This window comes from Clostridium folliculivorans, from assembly GCF_024341905.1.
Classification (GTDB): Bacteria; Bacillota; Clostridia; order Clostridiales; family Clostridiaceae; genus Clostridium_AR; species Clostridium_AR folliculivorans.
This window is the reverse complement of the sequence record NZ_BQXY01000004.1, coordinates 110,080-132,051: the sequence shown is the minus strand read 5'-3', so window position 1 is coordinate 132,051 and position 21,972 is coordinate 110,080. Positions and strand designations below refer to the sequence as shown.

Sequence of the window (21,972 nt, the reverse complement as noted above, 5' to 3'; positions counted from 1 at the left end):
TTTACTTCTCCTCATCCCTAAGATTTCTGCCTGTAAGTGTTAAGAACACTTCTTCTAGATTAGGTTCCTCTATTCCTATATTCCTCACTGCAACCTTGTACTCTGCTATAGCATCCAAGATTTCATTTATAGTAAGCGCTTCATTACATATAACTTTAATTTCATCATCTACAACTTCAGTACCTCTTATATTAGGAAGCTTTTTCATTTCAAAAGCTAATTCATCCAATCTTCCTTGAGCTTTTATCTTAATTACTCTATCACTAATTACCATTCTCTTTAATTCTTCTTTACTTCCGTATGCTACTTCCTTACCTAAATCTAATATAAGAATGTTATCGCAGAGAAGTTCAACTTCTTCCATATAGTGAGATGTATATATAATTGAAGTGCTATATTCTTTATTCATCCTCTTAACAACTTCAAAAATATGATTTCTTGATTGTGGGTCTACCCCTACAGTTGGCTCATCCATTATTAATACTTCTGGGTGGTGCATCATTGCTGCAGCTATATTTAATCTTCTCTTCATTCCTCCGGAATATTTTTTTACTGGATTCTTTAAATGATCCTTAAGTGCTGATATTTCTATAGCTTCATCTATTCTATCCTTAAGCACTTTTCCTCTTAACCCATAGAGACCTCCCCAGTATTCTAAGTTTTCTTTTGCATTTAAACCTTCAAATAATGCAATTTCCTGAGGAACTAATCCGATTCTTTGTTTTGCTTTAATTGTTTCTTTGCTTATATCATTACCGCCTATTATCACTTGCCCCTTATCCATCTTTAGTAGCCCAACCATCAAGTTTATTAATGTAGACTTTCCAGCTCCATTAGGTCCAAGGAGTCCAAATATTTCACCCTTTTTTATGTTAAATGAAACATTATCTAAAACAAGTTTATCGTTAAATCTCTTTGTTATATTATTTACCTCTACTATATTCATTTTATTATCCTCCTTATATTGAACAGTTAAGCCTTTTAATCCTTAAAAGTTAACTTAATTTAATTCTTATCTATGAGTTAATTATATACTGCTTCCTATTTATTACATATTAGCCTAAGTCACTATATTGAATGACTTAAGTCATTTATACTTATGCTTTTTGGTTTCTTTCAAACAATTACACCCCTATAATTAAAAATCTTATACTATAGATACCAGTTTTATTTGATAAAACCAATCTATGTATAATAAATTAATAAAAATAATTGAGGCCAGGAATTTCCTGACCTCAAAATTTTACTTGATTAGGTTGTTTTTGAAAGCAAATATAGCTATTTGAGTTCTATCTCTTAAAGCTAATTTGGAAAGTATAGTAGTTATATTATTCTTTATAGTTCCTTCCGTAAGATACATCTTTTCTCCAATTTCTTTATTCGATAGTCCATTTGCTATTTCTTCTACTATAGTTAATTCTCTCTCAGTGAGCCCTGTTTCTTCTTTTAATCTTTCCTTTATTAAAGAATCATCTCTATCATTTTCTTTAACTACAAGTTTAGATACTATATCCGGATGGACAACTATATTTCCTCCAAAAGCTGCTTTTATTCCTCCATATATTAAGTCGTAAGAACTATCCTTCAACAAATATCCAGATGCACCATTCTTAAGAGCTTCTTCAATATACTCGCTGTCTTTAAAGGTAGTTAGTATAAGTATCTTTATTTCAGCATTTAGTTTTTTTATAAGTTTTGTTCCCAAAACTCCATCACAATTATCCATTCTTATATCCATGAGCACTACATCGACTTTATTTGATTTACAGAATTCATATGCTATGTGTCCGTCTTCGCATAAAGCCAATACCTCTATATCTTCATAAGTTGAAAGTATTATCTTTAAACCTTCTCTTATCAACTTTTCATCATCCACTATAATTATTTTTATCTTATCCAAATATAAAACCTCCAACATATTTTATACTTCATCTAAACTCAGCTTACCTTTGTCCATAGTAACAATAAGTTCAAATCCTTTATTAATCTCAGTGAAGTATTCCAAAGTTCCTCCCCATACAGAAACTCTTTCTTTGATACTAGAAAGTCCAACACCAGGCACTACATCACTGCAGCCTTTGCCATTATCCTTTAAGTGTACCCTAAGATGATCACTTAGAAAGTTTAAGAACACCCTTATTTCTGTCGCTTTTCCATGTCTTACTGAGTTTGATAGAAACTCTTGGATTATTCTATATATAACCATGGTTTGATCTGAATTTAGTTTCCATACGTTGTCAGATACTCTAAACCTAACTTTTACCGCAGTAAGTTTCTCAAAGTTTTTGATCATTTCAGAAATAGCTATTACACCTTCATACTCTTCTAGCTCTCGTGGTTTCATGGCTCTTACTGCAGCTCGTACTCGTTCCAGACTTTCCTTAGCGAATTGGCCCAGACTTTTAGCCATTTGGCTAGCTGTTTTCCCGTCTTTATCTGATATCTTTTCTATTGCTCCAAGTTGAATTATTATAGTAGCTAATGCATGCCCAACATTATCATGAATTTCTCTTGATACTCTATTTCTTTCCCTTAAAAGGGTTATTTCTTCTATAGTATTTACGTAAGCTTCAAGCTCTTTATTAACCTTTTTTAATTCTTCATCTTTTTCCCTTAATTTATCATATAAATCCTGAGCTTCTATCTTTCTATACTCCTCACTTTTGACCTTATCTAAAATTATAATTAAGGGTACCGCTACTATAATCCATCCTAGTATTTTATCTAAGTTTTGGTTATATAATAAAGTAGTAACAAATAAAGCATAAAATATCCAATACACCTTTTTTAGATTATATATTATATCTAATAGTGGTAAAACAAATATAAACTCACCAAAAATACCGCCTAGACTATATAACTTATATGCCAACACAGTTTCAATAATAATAGAGCTCCAAATAAGTATAACTTTCCTAGGTAATATGAAATATCTTATTTGATTATTTATTATAAATAATAATAAAAATACTATGTCAAAAACATATACTCCTTCTCCATTATGCGAAAAGGCTAATATGAATATAAAAATATATATGTACCTTAAAAATATTATTGATTTTTCTTGTTCAAACTTACTAGACATATTCCCTCCCAAAATTTTCATATTATCTTTATATAGTACAACTTATTGAGGCTTATAACCAGTATGTTCCATTCACAATTTTTAAAAAACTTGCTATTATTAAATTAAATATAAAATTGTATTAATTACACTTTTATATAGGAGGTGTTTAATTTGATAAAGATATCTAATATTGAAGCTTACTTAAGAGAACATGGTATCAGTCCTTCCTATCAAAGAAAGAGAATTTTTGAATACTTAAATGAAAGACAAAATCATCCTAATGTAAATCAAATTTACGAAGAATTAGTTAAAGATATCCCAACGCTTTCAAAAACTACTGTATATAATACTTTAAATATGTTCGTTGAAAAAAAACTTGTAGAAGCTATTACAATAGAAGGTAATGAAATAAGATATGACTTATTTAATCCGGAAGCTCATGGACACTTTAAGTGTGAAAACTGTGGTACAGTTTATGATGTAGACATGGACATAAATCTTTCTAAAATAAAAAACTTAGAAGGTTTTCAAGTCAAAGAACAATCTTTTCATTTTAAAGGTATATGTAAAAATTGCTTATGTAATAAAAATAAATGATCAGGCCAGCTTTGGTCTGATCATTTATTTTGACTGCCTTTAAGCTTAACATCATCTTCCTATAGTATAAATATAATTTGATTCACTCACCATAATGATAATCTTTATCAATTAATTTAGTTTATCTATTGACAATAAATATAATTAATATTATTATAAAATTGTAATCATTACAATATAGTATTTACTTTAACTCAATTCTATATTGTGCAAATATTACGAGTATTAAATGGTTATACTTTATTATGAATTCATATAAAAAATATTAATTAATAAGGAGGCTTTTTTATGGGTAAAAATTATATCGGTTTAGAAAAAGATGGTTTAGAAATTGTAGTTAGAGAATTGAATAAGTATCTTGCGAACTTAAATATTATATATACTAAACTTCACAATCTTCATTGGAATGTAAAGGGACCTGCTTTCTTTGAACTTCATACAAAGTTTGAAGAGTATTATGATAAAGTGAATACAGATTTAGATGCCGTTGCAGAAAGAATATTAACTTTAGGTCATACTCCTGCTGCTTCTTTGAAAGAGTATCTAAGTCTATCTACAATAGCTGAAAGAGAGAGCAAAGATGCTACACCTGAAGATTCAATAGAAGTTATAAGAAAAGACTTTTCATCATTACTAGAAGCTTCAAGAAATATACTAACCCTTGCAGATGATGCAAACGACCAAGGTACCGTTGATCTTATGGCAGGATTTATATCTAAATATGAGAAAGATCTATGGATGTTAAGCGCATTTACTAAAAAATAGACTTCAGATTTAAGTGGTACATCCATATAATAAAAGCACTGCTATATCTATAAAAGATCTAGTAGTGCTTTTTACTGTATATCTTTAAAGTCTAGACTAGTTTTTAAAGACGTCTAGCTTAATAATATACAATTTTTGTTTAAATTATGAATATTTATTATCTTATTTATTCAAAAGCCTTAAATACATCCCTACTAGCACCACAAATTGGGCACTTTTCTACATTATCACCAATCTCAGTATAGCCACAGATTGGGCAAACATACATTGTAGCTATATCTAAATCTTTGCCTTGTTTTGCAGTATCTTGTGCGAATTCAAATATCTTTGCATGAACTTTTTCTGCCTCTAAAGCATAATTGAAAGATCTTTGAGCATCTTTTTCTTCTTGATATCTTGCTGTTTCAAGATAAACAGGATACATCTGCTTTACCTCATGTAATTCACCATCAATAGCACCTTGTAGATTCTCTATAATATTTGTGTGACCAAACACAGCACCTGCTACTACAGTATTATCTCCCACTTGTTCTTTTAATACATTAAAGTGGTTCTTTGCATGAGCCCATTCTGCATAAGCAACAGCTCTAAATAGCTTACCTATATTAGGATACCCATCCTTTTCAGCTGAATCTCCCCATATAAGATATCTCATATGAGCCATACTTTCTCCACCGTAGGCTGAACGTAAAAAGTCAGCAGTCATTGCATTGTTTACTGCCAATATAGACACATCCTCTCAAATTATAATTACATTGGTATTATTAACTACAAGAAAAAATATATACCTAACTATGCCATGCTAATTTGCAATATCCAAATTTATAGTTTCACTTATAACTTTCTATATAGTGGGTAATATATTAGAGATTAAATTTTATTAAGAGGTGATATTATGCCATATACTTTACCAAACCTACCTTATGCCTATGATGCACTAGAACCACATTATGATCAAGAAACTGTTAAAATTCATCACGATATACATCATAAAGCTTATGTAGACGGATTAAACAACGCAGAAACAAAACTAGCTGAAGCTAGAGAAAAAGGAGATTTTGCTTTAGTAAAACATTGGGAAAGAGAATATGCATTCCATGGTTCTGGTCATATTCTACATACGATGTTTTGGCAAAACATGTGTCCAAATGGTGGTGGAGAACCAACTGGAAATCTTGCAGACCAAATTAAAAAGGACTTTGGCAGTTATGATGCTTTTAAAAAACAGTTTAGTGCTGCAGCAGTAGCTGTAGAAGGTTCCGGTTGGACTGTTCTTTGCTGGAACAAACTTTTTAACAAACTAGTTGTTCTACAAGTAGAAAAACATCAAAACCTAACTCAATGGGAAGTATGTCCTCTTCTTATTGTTGATGTATGGGAACACGCTTATTACTTAAAATATCAAAACAAGAGAGCTGGCTTCGTGGAAGCTTGGTGGAATATAGTTAATTGGGAAGATGTTAATAGCAGATTTCAAGCTGCATTAAAGTAATAAAGATGAGCCACTTCGATCCCAAATCTATTTTTAAAACTCTCACGATTTCTGGTGAGAGAATTTAAAAATATAAATTTTATTACGAAGTGGCTCATCTATAAAAAGGAATTATTACAATATAAACAACATAGTTTATATGTGATAACTCCTTTTTTCATGCTTCTATCATTAATAGACATCTTTATAAAAGCTTACCATATAATGAATCAAATACATCTTAATTAACTTTTTAATCATTATTATATATTTAATTTATTTCTACATTACCAATATTAAAATATCCTTTTGGAACATTTTCTTTTACAGATTCATTTTGCAAAAACTTAAACTTTTTACCTAAATATTTAGATGCTATTGATAGATGACATAATCCAATTCCTATATCAATTTTATTCATCTTTTCCATTATGAGTGCTTTGATAGGATTAAGTTTTACACAATTAACATATAAATTATTTCCTTCTATATCAAAATGCCATGGCTGACTATTTGTAGCAGATGGTGCTATTCTCACAGCTTCTAATAACTCATCAAAATCAGCTTTATTTCTTATAGATTCTATTGAGTTTCTTTTGAATTCTGATCTGTCACTTCTATATAAGCTCTCAGCTGGTTTCCCAAAAGCTAACATTATAACAAATTCTAGCTCTGATTTACTTACTATGTCTTTTGCTGGTTTAGCCATACCTTGCCAACAGGCGCCTAAGCCATTAGCTGACAAATATAAATCTAGTTGTTGAAGCATAAAACCTATATTAGTTAAATACCCTTCTTTATTCTCAGAAAATACAACTACATAATGAGGTGCTTTTATAGACATAAAACTTTTAACATCATTTTGAGATATAACCTGTAGATCAGTTTTAATACCAGTTACTAAAGGATTTATTTCACTTATGAAGCTTTTTACATCATTTAAAGTTTTATCGTCTAAAGAGTTCATATCATATTTTCTTACAGATTTTCTTTTGTACATTGTCTCATAAAACTTTGCATTATCCATTTATATTACCTCTCAACAAAATATTTCTATACTACTAATAATAGCACTAATGCCTATTAATACTATTTATTTATATATAAATTTCATCTAATACAGATTCATAATAAATTATCTCTTCAACATATTAATTAACTATTAACGCTATAGTAGTATAACTTTCCATTCTCTACAGAAGAGTTAATCTCCCCTTTATTGTAAAGATACGATAAGAATGCTGACATTGATGAATAGTTTAAATGATATTGCCTAAAGTCAATCTCTAAGTCATTAAGTATTGTTAGGTTTTCTAATAATTCCTCTTTTGTTAAAGGCTTCTCTAATAGCTCTATCATCTGATTGCAGTAATCCTTTATATTCTCAATGTTTTTATCTACTAAATTTGGAATATCTTGTTTTCTAACAATATCTTCTGCATGGCTTATAACAAAATAGTCTGCATCTATTTCCTTTATCTTCTCTAAGGAAATAAGTGCACTGCCTACATCAAATAAATATGGAAAAGAATATTTTTCCAATATTGTTTCGCTATATAAAGCATCTCCTAAGAAACATACTTTATCTGAAGTCACTATTCCTATACTTTGAGGCGAATGGCCCCTTAACTCAAAAACTTCAAACTTATCATCATTTATCTTGGTATTACCTTGATCTAAAACATAGTCTACAGTTAAGTCTTTGCAGTCATCGGAAAGATTCTTAGGACTAGTAGCTGTATATAGCATATTTGTCCTTAGCTCCATGTTTTCCATATATAATTTCTCTTTTCCTGAGGTATAGACTATGCATCCAGTATAATTGTTCTTGAAATAATTGTTTCCACCACAATGATCCGGGTGACTGTGAGTGTTTACTATATACTTAACATGAAGATTATTTTCTTTTAATACTTCTTCAATCTTTCTTGCTGCAGAATTATTTATTCCAGTATCAATGAGAAGACAATTTTTATTTTTATAACTATAAACTCCAATATTAGTTGGAGCCTTTATATAATAGGTATTTCCGTTTATTTTAGTAAGCTCCATATATAAATTCGTCCCTTTCTACGTTTAAAAGTACCTTTATTTAAATAATCATTTAATTATATAATTATTAAATTAAATAATTATAAAAACATATAATCATATAAATATATAGTAAACATGCGGGTTTACATATATATTTACACAATTATATTGTTATAAAATCTAGTAAATAAAGTTTTTATATCTAAACCCAATCTTACTCTTTTAACTCTGGAACAATATTAGGTGCGGTTCCTTCTGTTAAAGCCTTGACAAGATTTTTAGCAGCTAATCTAGCCATATCAAGTCTTGTATCTTCATTAGCAGACCCTATATGTGGAAGAGTAACTACATTATCCATCTTTAATAATGGGTTATCAGCTTGCACTGGCTCAACATCAAATACATCCAAGCCTGCTGCTCTTATTTTTTTATTTTGAAGTGCTTTAATCAATGCTCTCTCATTTATAGTTTTTCCTCTTGAAGCATTAATAAATATTGCATTAGACTTCATTAAATTGAATTGCTCCTCATCTATAAGATGTAAAGTTTCTTCGGTCAATGGAGTCATGATAACTATGAAGTCCGATCTCTTTAAAAGCTCTTCCATAGTGCAATACTCTGCCCCTAACTTTTCTTCAACCTCTTTCTTTCTGCTTCTGTTATAATAAAGTACATTCATATCGAACCCTAAACTTGCTCTTTTGGCTACTGCCTCACCTATTCTTCCCATTCCAATAATACCAAGTGTTCTATGATGAACATTAGCGCCGTAAAGCTCCAAATCATCATCTCTATTCCACTTTCCTGCTTTTACATATCTATCTAATTCAGTTATTCTTCTTGCACAAGCAAGCATAAGCCCAAATATTAAATCAGCAACGGTATCATCAAGAGCCCCTGCTACATTTGTACCCATTATATTTCTATCTTTCATTGCTTTTAAATCAAAATTATTATAGCCTACAGACATATTACTAACTACTTTAAGGTTTGGGGCTTTTTCTAATAACTCTTCATCTATCTTAGTGCCAGATGTTAAAAGCCCATCTATATCCTTCAAATTTTCTAAAAGCTCTTCCCTAGTTATATCTTCATCTGAATCCCATTTTTCTAAATCACAATAATTATCTATATATTCCTCCACCTCTTGTGGAATAGGTTTTGCTATATATACTTTTGGTCTACTCATAATATACCCCCAATTTACTTTACATAAATTATTTATAGCTCGATTTATCATCTAGATAATATTTATCAACGTTATACCATACTCCAGAATACTTACGACATTACCTTGTAATATCAAAATTACAACTGGATTTCAATTGGTATACTCATAATTATACTCTTATTTAAAGTTAGTTAACAACAAAACTAAAGCCACATGGTACATTTTTCTTAAAATAAAAACCAGTCTCTAAAAATTGAGACTGGTTTAAACTAATCTTACTCTACTCTAGATTTTAGAGCCTCTGTCATAGAAACTCTATTGACCTTTCTTCTACTAATAGCCTTTGATACTTCATAGGTTAAGTATATTACTACAAATCCTATTAAAGTATAAATATAATTAATTCTTATAGGCATTGCTAAATTCATGCTTTTTGTAGCAGAGTTTATCATTTGATTAACTGAAGCTAAAAGCAGCGGTATTCCTATTAGATAACCTATCACCACAATAAAGGAAGAGCTGTTTAATATAAGTGAGTAAACTTCTTTTTTTCTATACCCTAGTACCTTCATGAGAGATATATTTTCCTTGTTCTCTTCTATTATCAGAGAAGTAACTACATATATAACTATAAGCCCTATAATAAATGCCATGAAGGATATTGCTCCAACATAAGCCTGCATTGGCTTAGTTAAGGAATCAAAGGCATTCTTAAATTCATCAAGAGTCGCAGTACTAAGGAGTTTCTCTTTAGATATATTTAGTGCTTCCTTACTCATAAGCCCCATGTAACTATCTTTAGGATAACCTAACATAGAGTTAAAATCAGTTATTGGTATATAAATATACTCACCAATATAGGTATCTGCAATACTATCCACGGTTATATCATACTCTTTTGAATCAAGCTTATTGATAAGTTTTACCTTATCACCGGCCTTAAGCTTTAAGTTGTCAGCTAAAGGTTTTGTAAAGACGATCTTGTTTGTATCAAGTTTATTGCCTTTCGAATCCTTAAGAATTATATACTTAGAATCACCTTCTATCCCATACACACTAAAGCTATGTTTTTCATCTGATTTTAAGCTAAAAGGTGATATAGAAAATCTTTCTGCATTGTCGCTTTTACCATTTTGAAGTGTATTGAATAAATACTGATATTGATATTTATATGTGCTCTCATAAGTATCTTTTATAAGGTAATCCATAGAACTCTTCATTACAAACCCCATTAGAAGAAGCATAGTTGCAAAAGCAATTCCAAGTAACAAAAAGCTACTTCTAGGTATACTTCTAAGTTGCTCCCTTATTTTAAACTTCGTTGAAAATGAGAGCTTATCAAGCTTTAGTCTTTTTTCAATGAATCCGACCTTATTTTTCTCTCTCCCACCTCTAATTAAATCTAATGGTGAATTTTTTAGAGCCTTATTAATTATGAAATATCCACATAGTCCTAAGAAGGTTATTGGAAGTAGTAAGCTTATAATAATATATTTAGGATCATACTTCATAGGTCCCATCGGCATATTAAAGTAGGCTAACATTACCTTAAGCATTGGTTTAACTGTAAGCGCTCCTAAAAAAGTACCGATAATTCCACCTACAACTGCAACTGCTAAAGGATAAGTTATATAATGTTTCATTATTTCTTTCTTTTTATATCCAAAGGAATAAAGAGTTCCTATTAATGCAAATTCTTTTTTTAACATTCTCCATATAACTATACCTGAGAGTATACATGTTAAAAGCAGTATAAATATAGGCATTGAAGTACTCATTTGCTCTATTCCATCTACCTTTGCAGTTTCATACGTAACCCTTGGATTCTCAGTTACATTACTCCATTTGAGAACTATTATATTTTGCTCTTTTAAATAACTCTTAAATTTTGCTATATTATCATCTATATTTTCTCTATTATTGAATCTTATTGCGTAGGAAATATTTCCCTCACCAGTATTCCTTAAGTCTTCTTTACTAATAACCGCTATACCAAAATTCTTCGGATCATTTAATAAGTCACTCTCTTGCTTTATAACATATATATAGTTAGGCATAGACATAAAACCAGAAACCTTAAAGTTTTTAGAAGCAATAGTTACGCTATCTCCGATCTTGATAGAATTAGCTTTTGCATATGAGGGATCTATAATTATATCTCCACCTTTTAAGGTAGTTCCTTCAATAGCGGCAGGCACATTTACCTTTTTATTTTCACTAAATATTCTAAGAGTCTTTCCTTCAGAAACGGTATAATCAAAAGTCTTTATTTCTTCCATACGGAGGTTAAACCTTGATTCTAAATCATCTATGTTTTTAATTTGTTTATCAGCAATAAAGCTAGCATCTTCTTGATAGTAATTACTTTCAAAAGCTGTTGAAGTATTCTTCATGCTTACAGTAAGCTGGTTAAACATCGTATAAAGCATACAACTTATAATGATTAATAATAATGATCCAATATACTGAGATTTATTTTCTAGCATGGTTCTCTTTATCTTATTATTTATAACCATTACCACTCAATCCTTTCTGCTGGTAAGATCACTTTATTTTCAAGCTGCTCTACTATTTCGCCGTTTCTAACTTTGTATACCTTATTTGCCATATCACTTATTGCATTATTATGAGTAATCATAAGTATTGTAGTTCCAAATTCTTTGTTTACCTTTTGTAATAGCTTCAATATATCTCTTGAGGTACTGAAATCTAGAGCACCTGTTGGTTCATCACATAAAAGAAGCTTTGGGTTTTTCACTACTGCCCTAGCTATAGCTACCCTTTGCTGCTCTCCTCCACTTAATTCCTTTGGAAATCTATACTTTTTCTCAAGCATTCCCACAGCTTTAAGTACCTCATCTGTATTTAGAGGGTTCTTGCTTATATTGGAAACAACCTCAATATTCTCTCCAACAGTCAAATTAGGAATTAGATTATAAAATTGAAATATGAAACCTATCTTTTCTCGTCTATAATCTGTAAGCTTATCATCATTAAGAGCTATGATATCTTCATCATCTACTATAACTCTTCCAGAATCACTACGATCTATACCCCCTATTATATTCAATAAAGTTGATTTCCCTGAACCTGAAGGACCAAGGATAACCCCTATTTCTCCTTTATTTAATTTCATACTAACACCTTTAAGCACCTGCGTTACAACATCCCCACTTATATAGCTCTTTTTTAAGCCAGAAATCTCTATAAACATAATTACCTCATGCCTCCCTCACCATTTATAATTTAGTGCCTAATCCATTCTTTAAAAGTTCAATCATACTCTTAATATCTTTCTCTACCACTCCAAAACTTTCATCCACTATATCTTCTCCTGCTGCTCTTGCTCTATTCATCATGCGCTCTTTAATCTTCATTGATACCCCAGTAATGAATAAAGCTATTATTTCATCATCTATATCAGTTCTTATACTCCCATTTCTCTTTCCATCCTGAACAATCTTTAATATATATTCATCCGAAACCTTCATAATATATTTCATCGATTCATTAGTTAAATGATTATACTTTCCTAAAAAAACATCCTGAATGAAAATAATCACTTCTCTTTCATCATTTATCTGAGACCACACATCCTTAGAACTTTCATATAAATAATCGAAAATATTTATATTGTCATCTGTTAACACTAAATATTTACCATACTTATTCATGACAAGTTCTAAGGACCATTGTAGCGAAAATAAGAATAACTCCTTTTTGTTCTCAAAATATTGATACATGCTACCTTTTGCTACAGAGGCATTCTTTGCAATATTTCCTATATTGGCATTTTCAAAACCATTATTAGAGAACTCGCTTACAGCCGTTCTCATTATCTTCTCTTGTTTTTCTTTATTTAGATTAAAAAAAGTATCCTTCGGCATATGCTCCCACCTTAAATTTAAGTTTAAAATAATGACTTACTAGTCATATGACTCTTTAGTCATAGTATATGACTGACAGGTCACCTTGTCAATACATTTTTGAGTCAAATAAATCTTGAAACATGTTTTGCAAAATTCCATGTTAGATTATAACAAAAACAAAAAGGAGATATTAATTATGTCCCTTGGGAAATTAATATCTCCTTTTACTATAAAAACTTAATCTATACTAGCATATCCTAGGTAGCTGTTCTCCTGATGGCATGTCTACAATTCTCTTACTTCCAATTATAGTCTCAACATAAACTCTATTTTTTATATCATCAGTTACCTTGCCTATAATACAAGCATCTTGTCCTAGCGGATGTTTCTTCATTGCCGATAGTATGCTTTCGGCATGATCTTCAGGAGCAAATACACATAACTTTCCTTCATTAGCTACATAAAGTGGGTCAAGACCAAGCATTTCACAAACTCCTCTAATTTCCTCTTTGACAGGAATGCTCTCTTCCTTAAGGACTATTGAAATCTTACTAGCTTCAGCGATTTCATTGAGTACAGCAGCCACGCCACCTCTTGTGGCATCTCTCATCACATGAATCTCCTTACATACATTGAGAACTTCATATACTAATGAATTTAACGATGCACAATCACTTTCAATATCCCCTTCCATTCCAAGGTTGTGTCTTTCACACATTATTGTTATTCCATGGTCAGCAAGGGTTCCATTAACTATAACAACATCTCCAGGTTTAGCATTATTTGCACTTATATATATTTCTTCATATATCAAGCCTATTCCCGTAGTGTTGATATATATGCCATCTACACTTCCTCTTTCCACTACCTTAGTATCTCCTGCTACAATCTGAACTCCAGCCTTTTCAGCTTCTAAAGCCATAGATTTTACTATTTCCTCTAACCTTTCCAATTCAAAACCTTCCTCTATAATAAATGCAGAACTTAGATATAGAGGTTTAGCTCCACTTACCGCTAGATCATTTACTGTGCCGCAGACAGCCAGCTTTCCAATGTTTCCGCCTTTAAAAAAAATAGGATTAACTACAAAAGAATCTGTAGTAAATGCAACTCTGTTGCCTTCCAGTATCAGTTGTGCGGCATCATTCATCTGGTTTAATACAGAATTATTAAAGTATTTTATAAAAATTTCATTTATTAGTCCGTTGGTCTGTCTTCCGCCACTACCATGACTAAGAAGTACCTTTCCAATCATCACAACCACCTCAAACATTGATATACAATTTATATTTCCTCTAGAATACTAGAAAACTTTAGGCTATGTTTAAGAATATTGTTGTAATTGATTGGTTATACAGGAGACGCTATATGAGTGAGCAACTAGAATTAAATGATTTTTTCAGATGGAATGGCGTTAAAAAACTGTACTGTTCTAACGTAGTGAGTTTACAGTTTTAGCCAAAGATGCAACACTTCAATCATTAAACTATTTTCAAAACTCTGCTGGTTTCTGAGCAGAGGATTTGAAAATATAAAATCAGTCATGAAGTGGTGCATCGGTGGAATATGAAAAAATCATATTAATTCTTTGGGTAAGCTCATTAAAGCGTCGTATGATTAGCCAATCAATTTCAACACGGTGCTTTAACAGCGCCACGTTTTAAAACTCGCTTTAGGCTTAAAGCTATATGTTTTTAACTATGATATTTATAGTAAGCTGAGCAGGTTCCTTCTGATGATACCATGCAGGAGCCAACTGGATTTTCTGGAGTGCAGCGTTTCTTAAAAAGAGGACATTCTAGTGGAGTAATTTTTCCCTTTAATATTTCTCCACATCTACAGCCGGAACTTCCATCATAATCCTTATACTTAATACCGAAATGTTTTAAGGCATCATAATCCTCGAACTCTTTTTTAAACACATATCCGCTGTTTGGAACATTTCCAATTCCTCTCCAACAAGTATCTACTATATCAAAAACCTGATTTAATTGTTCTTTAGCTCTTTCATTTCCTTCTGTTCTTACAATCCTTGTATATTTATTAATTACCTTGCATTCTTTCTTATCTATAAGTCCTAGTAAGGTATCAATTCCATGAAGTAAGTCTATAGGTTCAAAACCAGTTATTACCCCTGGTATATGGTATCTCTCACTCAAGAATTCATAAGGCTTGCTTCCTATAATTGCACTAACATGACCTGGGAGTAAAAAACCATGAATATTTAACTCTTTATCCTTAACTAAGGCCTCCATTATAGGGGGCACAATTTTGTGTGCTGTAAGAAAAAATAGATTGTTCACTTTGTTTTTCTTAGCTTCAATGGCTGTTATTACTGTCATTGGAGTAGTTGTTTCAAATCCCACAGAAAGAAATACAACTTTTTTATCTGTATTATTTTGAGCTACTTTTATAGCATCCATTGGTGAGTATACAACCCTGATGTCAGCACCTTCAGCTTTTTTACTTAGCAAAGAACCTCTTTTACCTGGTACCCTAATCATGTCTCCAAAGGTGGTTATGATAACATTATCCATTGAAGCAAGCTCAATAGCTATATCTATGTAGCTTTGTGGAGTTACACATACGGGGCATCCTGGTCCAGAGATAAGCTTAACATTGTCTGGAAGTATGTCTCTTATACCATACTTAAAAATAGCCATAGTGTGGGTACCACATACCTCCATAATATTAATAGGTTCACAGCTATATGTTCCTATTCTTTTCACCAGCCTTTTAGCTAGCTCTCCATCTCTGAATTCATCAATAAACTTCATCCTCTATCAGCTCCTTAATTATTTCTAAGGTTTGCTTTGCTTCTTCCTCATCTACAATCTGGATGGCACATCCAGCATGGACTAATACATATTGACCTAAGGAAACCTCAGGTACAAGATGTATATAAATTTCTCTTTTTACGTTTCCAACTTCTATAATTGCTTTATTACCATCGGTCTCTATTACTTTTCCAGGTACAGCAACACACATCTATATAGCCTCCTAATCTTTTTACTTAAAGACCTTACCAAGTTTACAAAATAAATCACCTTAATATTTCAGAATAAATCTCATCATTTATTTGAAGTATATAGGTTAATGTTTTAATTTAGCTTATACTCTATTCTCCTTCTATAGTCTCTATATTTAGTTCGTATCCACTTATAATATTATTACTGAATTTATTACACGCTGGACATAACTTATTGGAATAATCAATCTTAAAAATAGTGTTACAGGTATCACATTTTGCTCTAGCATCAACCTTAATAACTTCTAATTTTGAAGTTTCAGCTAAAGTCCCTTGACGAATAATACTAAATGCGAATACTAATGGATCTATCATTACACCTGAAAGTTCTCCTATCTTCAAGGTTATTTTATCTACTCTTTTCATGTTATTTTCAGCTGCTGTTTTTTGTGTTATATTCATCACTTCCTGTATTATTGAAATTTCATGCATACTATCCTCCACTTCAAACTTTCCTTGGATAAAAATATTAACTCTAAGCTTTATTAAAATTACTATTTTTTATTATCTCATTGGCTATACATAATTGACCTACTGATATTCCTCCATCATTACATGGTATAGAACTTTGAGTATAAACATTAAAATCGTTGTCCTTAAGCCTTTTTATGATATTTCTTAGAAGGTAGGAATTTTGAAAAACCCCTCCACTAAGAGCTACTTCTTTAAGTCCAGAGAAAGTGCTCACTTTCATACACATATCAACTGTAAAATTGATTATTGTATTGTGAAATTTAGCAGAAATAATACCCTTTGAAAGCCCTGAAATCATATCATCTAATATTTGAGTAATGATTGAATAAGTTTTTATAATGCTTAACTCTCCTTCTACTATTTCATAAGTATAAGAACCTTCTACACCTTCTTGTAAACAAGCTTCCAATTCCATAGACGCTTGTCCTTCGTAAGTAACAATATCTCTTATTTCAAGGATGCTTGCTACCGCATCAAAAAGTCTTCCCATACTTGAAGTTAGAGGAAAGCTAAAGCTTGAATTTAAAATTCTTAGCAAAGTTAACCCTCTCTCCCCAAAAATCTTATATATTGTAGATCTTATGCTATCAATAGAATCCTTACGGTTGATTTTGTGCTGAAATTTAAAGCTCTCAGTCAATGACTTATTGATATACGCTACTCCTATCCTCCAAGGTTCTCTAATAGCCTTGTCTCCTCCAGGTAATTTTACATAGTCTAAATGTGCTATTCTTTTAAATTCTTTCATATCACATATAAGAAACTCTCCACCCCAAATTTCACCATCAACCCCGTACCCAGTGCCATCAAAGCAAACCCCAATCACTGTACTTCTTAGATTATTTTCCATCATACAGCTAGCAATGTGGGCATGATGATGTTGCACTGCAATTTTTCTTACTGAATGCTTTAAAGCATATTGTGTAGATAAATAGGTAGGATGTAAATCATGTACTATATAACTAGGTTTAAAGGTAAAAATCTTTTTAAAATGTTCTATATTATTTTCATAATGATTAAGGGTTTGAACATTTTCTAGATCACCATTGTATTGGCTAACAAATAAAAAATTCTCCTTGGTAAAACTAAAGGTATTTTTCATATTAGAGCCGCATGCTAATATATTTTCTACTCCATTAAACCTAAATGGTTCTGGAACATATCCTCTCGCTCGTCTTATCATGCGAATCTTTCCATCTACGACTTGTACAACTGAGTCATCTACTGGAATATGTATCTCTCTATCATTCATTAAAAAATAATCTACAACATCCTTAAGACTATCTCTTGCACCTTGGTTATTGTATTCTATAGGAAGACCATTAGTATTGGCGCTTGTCATAATAAGCATATCTAGTTCATCATCAAAAAGAACCATATGTAATGGTGTATATGGAATCATTACTCCGAGGGTCTTTTGATAAGGTGCTATACTTTCAGGTAAATTATATTGATCATTTCTATTTAGAATAACTATAGGCTTAGTTATTCCTTCTAATATTTGTCGCTCAACTTCATCAACTTTACAGTATTTGCTTATAGTACTCATATCTTTTGCCATTGTAGCTAGAGGCTTATGCGGCCTTCTTTTTCTATGTCTTAATTTTTCAATAACTTCACCATTCTTTGCATCACATACAAGATGAAATCCTCCAACTCCCTTTATAGCAAATAAGTTACCTTCCTTTAACTTGTTCTGAGTCCACTTTATATGGTCTTTAGTATCTATGATATTTCCACATTTATCTTCTATCCATAGACTAGGTCCACAATCACTACAAGCATTAGGCTCAGCATGAAATCTTCTATCTTTTACATTTCTATATTCTCCCTCACATTGAGGGCACATTACGAAACTCTTCATGGTTGTTTTGTCTCTGTCATAGGGAATATCTTTGATTATGCTGAATCTCGGACCGCAATTAGTACAGTTAGTGAAAGGATATCTATATCTTCTGTTATCTCTATCAAGAAGCTCATCAGTACAATCTTTACATATTGAAACATCAGGAGAAATTAAAGTGATTTTTTCTTTAACTTTCTCGCTTTCCCTTACATCAAAAACTTCATAACCTATTAACGGCTTCTCCTGTGTACTTATGTTCTCAACTTTTGATAATGCAGGAGGGTTGTTTCTTAATTCTTTAAGGAACTGATAAATTGAGTCAGTATCACCTTCAATGTCTATATATACTCCTTCTGAATTATTATTAACCCAGCCTTTTAGTTCTAAATCTATGGCTTTCTTGTAAACGAAAGGTCTAAAACCTACGCCTTGAACTATACCTTGCACATTAATAAATACTCTTCTCATTGTTTATTTTATACTCCTCTCTACAGTAAAAAAGGCTGTCCTTAACATTTATGCTAAAGACAGCCTTACTATAACTAAGAGATAGCTTTTTGTACTCCAAACCTTTTTCTTCTTTCAATTTTAACATTCCTTCAATTTCATTATTATATATAAGGATGACTCAATAGTTGAAGTTGGAACCCTTGTATAATTATTAAACTGAAATCTTCATTGAAGCATCTTTCTTAAAATGCAACCACAACAACGCGCCTACTAAACAAGCTAATATTTCTGATGCAGTTAAGGACCATATCAATCCATGAAGCCCCCAAAAGACATTTGATAAAATCATTATAGGTATTACAATCAATCCTTTTGCTACAGACATAATTGCAGCTTCCTTCTCTCTTCCAACACCTTGGAATACTCCTACAAATAAACCAGAAAGACTTGTAAATAAAGAAGATAAGAGCATTGCCACAAAAATCAACGTTCCAATCGCAAGTACTTCACTATCCTTACTAAACAACTGGAAAACCTGAGTTCTAAATATCAGTAAGGTTCCAGAAATAATTCCAATTAAAATTACAATATAAGCTGCTGTAGTTCGAATTATTTCTAACATACGTTTTATATTTTTCGCCGAATAAGAATATGCTATGAGAGGTATTACCCCCATAAATAACCCCATACCTATAAAATCAGATAACTGTACAACTCTTTGTGATATACCAAAGCCTGCAACCACATAATCTCCATACTTAATAGAAAGATTGTTAAACAATAACCCTGAAACAATTAAAAATACATCCATTAGTAAAGAAGTAACCCCTATTTTGAAAATATCCTTAGTCATTGATGAAGTTGGAATAAATTCCTTAAAAGAAATACTTAATGCAGGACTTTTCTTTTGTATATAATAAATAAAATAAAATACAGCACAAAGATTTCCTAAAACAGTTCCTAAAGCTGCTCCCATAATATTTAAATGACAAGTGAAGATTAAGATTGGATCAAGTATAATATTTGCTATAACACTAATACCCATTCCATACATAGATACTGTAGAAGCACCTTCTGCACGGACAAGCTGTTCTAATACAAAATTTGCAATTATTATAGGACTTCCAATAGTAAAAACTAAAATTATACTTTTAGTAAATTCTATATTATTTCCTTCTGCTCCTAACAACTTCAATATTGGCTGAAGCATTAGTATAGAAAACATTATAAGTATCAAACCCGTAATTATACTAAAATAAAACGATACTGATGCAACCTTTTTAGATTCCAGAAGATTTTTTTCTCCTAAAAGTCTAGAGATAAAGGTTCCTCCTCCTGTTCCAAATAAATTTCCTAGTGCCATTAAAACTGTAATAAATGGTAATGCTAGAGTAATTGCTGACATCATCTCCGTATTGTTTAACTTCCCAATAAAATAAGCATCGATGATGTTATAAATTAAATTCAACGACATCCCAAGCATCATCGGTAATGACATATGTGCTATTGCCTTCCAAATAGGTGATTTTTCAAAATAATATGAATCAATTTGTTCTATTTCAACTTGTTCCATTTCCTTATCCTCCTTTAAAATGCTTAAACTATTAATCTTAATAAAGCAACAAATTTACTGTTTTTAACTATAAGGAATGGCTGTAAAACTCAGTTTATATAAGCTATTGAATTTATATAAACCTAGCATTATTATCTATTGTTAAAAGCTTATATTGTTATATTTTTTAAGAACTTATATTGTTAACAATTTATATTATTCTATTTTTAACGTTCACGTTGGTGATCTCTAAAGAAATCAGCTCCTCCAGGAAAATCCTGCTCTCCTCTAATGCCGTGATGCTCTTTACGTAATTCCTCAATATTTTCACCTGAACTTTGTTCAATTGAGTCAATTAGCTTACTCATTAGACTAGAAAGTTGATCCATTTCTTCTTCAGATAAACCTGAAAAAATATTATCAACTAACTGCATTCTAGCCTTCATTACTTCATTGGCTGACTTTCTACCATGCTCTGTGAGATATACATTGGAAACTCTTTTGTCCTTTTCATTTACTCGTCTCTCCACATAACCATTCTGTTGTAGTTTATCAACCAATTCTCCAAGAGAAGCAGGTCTTATCTGCAGCTGTGAACTTAATTCCTTTTGAGTTAAACCATCCTTCATTAATAATAATCCTAATAGATGCCCCTGAGCTCTACTAACCATCATCTCATTAGACTTAGAACTTGCATTATGTTGTTGTCGATTAACAAGATTAGTAAAATAATTTATTTGTTGCAACAATTTTTCTGAAGTTATATTATACATGTATTTATCTCCTTTAAAACTAGTAAGGTACCTTAATATATTCATCATATATCTATTTATTTTCATTGTCAACAAATTTATTAAGGTACCTTAGCTTATTTTTTGTATAGTCATTTCCCTTCTTGTATTTCCTAAATTTATAGAATATAATCTTTGTATTTCCACATATGAAATAATCTTAATAGCCTATAATTTGCTTATAAGTAAGTTCAGTAAAAAGAAAGTGAGGATACAAATGAAAATTTCAAAAAATAGACTTGAAGCCTTTAGTGATGGAGTAATCGCAATTATTGTTACTATAATAGTTTTAAATATCCCTACACCAAATACCTTTGACGCTGCTTCGATTTATGGATTAATTAATTCAATTGTTGTATATCTAGTCAGCTTCTTGGTTGTGGGAAACTTTTGGAACCAGCATAGAAGACTTTTTGATGAATTAGAACATGTTACTAATAGAGTTGTCTGGATAAACATAATATTCCTATTTTTCTTATCACTAGTGCCACTGTTTACAAAATGGGTTATTCAGAACCCTAATGCAGTTGCACCAGCAGTTGGGTATGCAATAGTTTTTTTATGTGTCAATTTTAGCATGACTTTTATGTTTTTACTTATAATACCTACTACACTATTTGAACATAAATATAAATTATATTCACGCATATTTATGATGCCAGTTATAAGCTCAATTATAATCCTAATTGCTTTCTATTATCCAAGGATATCAATAATACTGTTTATAGGGCTACCAGTTGCATCTTCTGTTTTAAATCTATTGTTTGAGGTAGACCCACAACATCATGAAAGACAAAAAAGAAGAAGACCTCATTTTCACCATAAAGATTAAGTTTATTTATTCCTTATAATATGAC

Annotated in this window: 21 protein-coding genes; 4 read left to right on the top strand and 17 right to left on the bottom strand. The window is 31.1% G+C overall.

Annotated features, from left to right (window positions below; all coding sequences use genetic code 11):
- Position 1 precedes the first annotated feature (1 nt).
- From OCU55_RS13640 to OCU55_RS13630, 3 genes are all read right to left on the bottom strand, one after another.
- Positions 2-946, bottom strand: a complete 945-nt coding sequence (locus OCU55_RS13640; protein ID WP_261852864.1) for an ABC transporter ATP-binding protein — start codon at positions 944-946, stop codon at positions 2-4.
- Between the two features lie 297 nt (positions 947-1,243).
- Entirely contained in the window at positions 1,244-1,900 is a 657-nt protein-coding gene (locus tag OCU55_RS13635; RefSeq protein WP_261852863.1) for a response regulator transcription factor, read from the bottom strand.
- 21 nt (positions 1,901-1,921) lie between these two features.
- Positions 1,922-3,085 carry a sensor histidine kinase gene (locus OCU55_RS13630; RefSeq protein WP_261852862.1) on the bottom strand — a complete coding sequence of 388 codons (1,164 nt, stop codon included), beginning with the start codon at positions 3,083-3,085 and terminating at the stop codon, positions 1,922-1,924.
- A 153-nt stretch (positions 3,086-3,238) separates the two neighbouring features.
- Here OCU55_RS13630 and OCU55_RS13625 point away from each other — a divergent pair, with 153 nt between their 5' ends.
- Positions 3,239-3,664, top strand: coding sequence for a Fur family transcriptional regulator (locus OCU55_RS13625; RefSeq protein WP_261852861.1), 426 nt, complete (start codon positions 3,239-3,241; stop codon positions 3,662-3,664).
- Positions 3,665-3,952: 288 nt separating this feature from the next.
- On the top strand, positions 3,953-4,429 hold the full coding sequence (locus OCU55_RS13620; RefSeq protein ID WP_261852860.1) for a Dps family protein: 477 nt from the start codon (positions 3,953-3,955) through the stop codon (positions 4,427-4,429).
- A gap of 166 nt (positions 4,430-4,595) precedes the next feature.
- Here the strand turns inward: OCU55_RS13620 and OCU55_RS13615 are convergent, their stop codons facing one another.
- Positions 4,596-5,153 carry a rubrerythrin family protein gene (locus tag OCU55_RS13615; protein WP_261852859.1) on the bottom strand — a complete coding sequence of 186 codons (558 nt, stop codon included), beginning with the start codon at positions 5,151-5,153 and terminating at the stop codon, positions 4,596-4,598.
- Positions 5,154-5,324: 171 nt separating this feature from the next.
- Between OCU55_RS13615 and OCU55_RS13610 the strand changes: the two genes are divergently transcribed.
- Positions 5,325-5,921 carry a superoxide dismutase gene (locus OCU55_RS13610; RefSeq protein ID WP_261852858.1) on the top strand — a complete coding sequence of 199 codons (597 nt, stop codon included), beginning with the start codon at positions 5,325-5,327 and terminating at the stop codon, positions 5,919-5,921.
- A gap of 250 nt (positions 5,922-6,171) precedes the next feature.
- On the opposite strand, the gene OCU55_RS13605 is transcribed toward OCU55_RS13610, so the two are convergent.
- From OCU55_RS13605 to OCU55_RS13545, 13 genes are all read right to left on the bottom strand, one after another.
- Positions 6,172-6,927, bottom strand: a complete 756-nt coding sequence (locus tag OCU55_RS13605; protein ID WP_261852857.1) for a nitroreductase family protein — start codon at positions 6,925-6,927, stop codon at positions 6,172-6,174.
- Positions 6,928-7,055: 128 nt separating this feature from the next.
- Positions 7,056-7,952 carry an MBL fold metallo-hydrolase gene (locus OCU55_RS13600; protein ID WP_261852856.1) on the bottom strand — a complete coding sequence of 299 codons (897 nt, stop codon included), beginning with the start codon at positions 7,950-7,952 and terminating at the stop codon, positions 7,056-7,058.
- Between the two features lie 196 nt (positions 7,953-8,148).
- Positions 8,149-9,123: a 2-hydroxyacid dehydrogenase gene (locus tag OCU55_RS13595; RefSeq protein ID WP_261852855.1), complete on the bottom strand. Its 975-nt coding sequence runs from the start codon at positions 9,121-9,123 to the stop codon at positions 8,149-8,151.
- A gap of 257 nt (positions 9,124-9,380) precedes the next feature.
- Positions 9,381-11,621: an ABC transporter permease gene (locus OCU55_RS13590; RefSeq protein WP_261852854.1), complete on the bottom strand. Its 2,241-nt coding sequence runs from the start codon at positions 11,619-11,621 to the stop codon at positions 9,381-9,383.
- Positions 11,621-12,319: an ABC transporter ATP-binding protein gene (locus tag OCU55_RS13585; protein WP_261852853.1), complete on the bottom strand. Its 699-nt coding sequence runs from the start codon at positions 12,317-12,319 to the stop codon at positions 11,621-11,623. The genes OCU55_RS13590 and OCU55_RS13585 overlap by 1 nt, the downstream gene beginning before the upstream one ends.
- A gap of 25 nt (positions 12,320-12,344) precedes the next feature.
- Positions 12,345-12,992, bottom strand: coding sequence for a TetR/AcrR family transcriptional regulator (locus tag OCU55_RS13580; protein ID WP_261852852.1), 648 nt, complete (start codon positions 12,990-12,992; stop codon positions 12,345-12,347).
- Between the two features lie 229 nt (positions 12,993-13,221).
- Entirely contained in the window at positions 13,222-14,229 is a 1,008-nt protein-coding gene (gene hypE, locus OCU55_RS13575) for a hydrogenase expression/formation protein HypE (protein WP_261852851.1), read from the bottom strand.
- Positions 14,230-14,668: 439 nt separating this feature from the next.
- Entirely contained in the window at positions 14,669-15,751 is a 1,083-nt protein-coding gene (gene hypD, locus OCU55_RS13570) for a hydrogenase formation protein HypD (protein WP_261852850.1), read from the bottom strand.
- Positions 15,738-15,962: a HypC/HybG/HupF family hydrogenase formation chaperone gene (locus OCU55_RS13565; RefSeq protein ID WP_261852849.1), complete on the bottom strand. Its 225-nt coding sequence runs from the start codon at positions 15,960-15,962 to the stop codon at positions 15,738-15,740. Before OCU55_RS13565 ends, hypD begins: the two co-directional genes overlap by 14 nt.
- Positions 15,963-16,092: 130 nt before the next feature.
- Positions 16,093-16,434, bottom strand: coding sequence for a hydrogenase maturation nickel metallochaperone HypA (gene hypA, locus OCU55_RS13560; protein WP_261852848.1), 342 nt, complete (start codon positions 16,432-16,434; stop codon positions 16,093-16,095).
- A 43-nt stretch (positions 16,435-16,477) separates the two neighbouring features.
- On the bottom strand, positions 16,478-18,790 hold the full coding sequence (hypF, locus tag OCU55_RS13555) for a carbamoyltransferase HypF (RefSeq protein WP_261852847.1): 2,313 nt from the start codon (positions 18,788-18,790) through the stop codon (positions 16,478-16,480).
- A 193-nt stretch (positions 18,791-18,983) separates the two neighbouring features.
- Entirely contained in the window at positions 18,984-20,345 is a 1,362-nt protein-coding gene (locus OCU55_RS13550) for an MATE family efflux transporter (RefSeq protein ID WP_261852846.1), read from the bottom strand.
- A 206-nt stretch (positions 20,346-20,551) separates the two neighbouring features.
- Complete coding sequence (locus tag OCU55_RS13545) at positions 20,552-21,097, bottom strand: MarR family winged helix-turn-helix transcriptional regulator (protein ID WP_261852845.1); 546 nt, start codon at positions 21,095-21,097, stop codon at positions 20,552-20,554.
- Positions 21,098-21,332: 235 nt separating this feature from the next.
- On the opposite strand from OCU55_RS13545, the gene OCU55_RS13540 reads away from it, so the two are divergent.
- Positions 21,333-21,947 (top strand): TMEM175 family protein, encoded by a 615-nt coding sequence (locus tag OCU55_RS13540; protein WP_261852844.1) that lies wholly within the window; start codon positions 21,333-21,335, stop codon positions 21,945-21,947.
- The last annotated feature ends 25 nt before the right edge of the window (positions 21,948-21,972 follow it).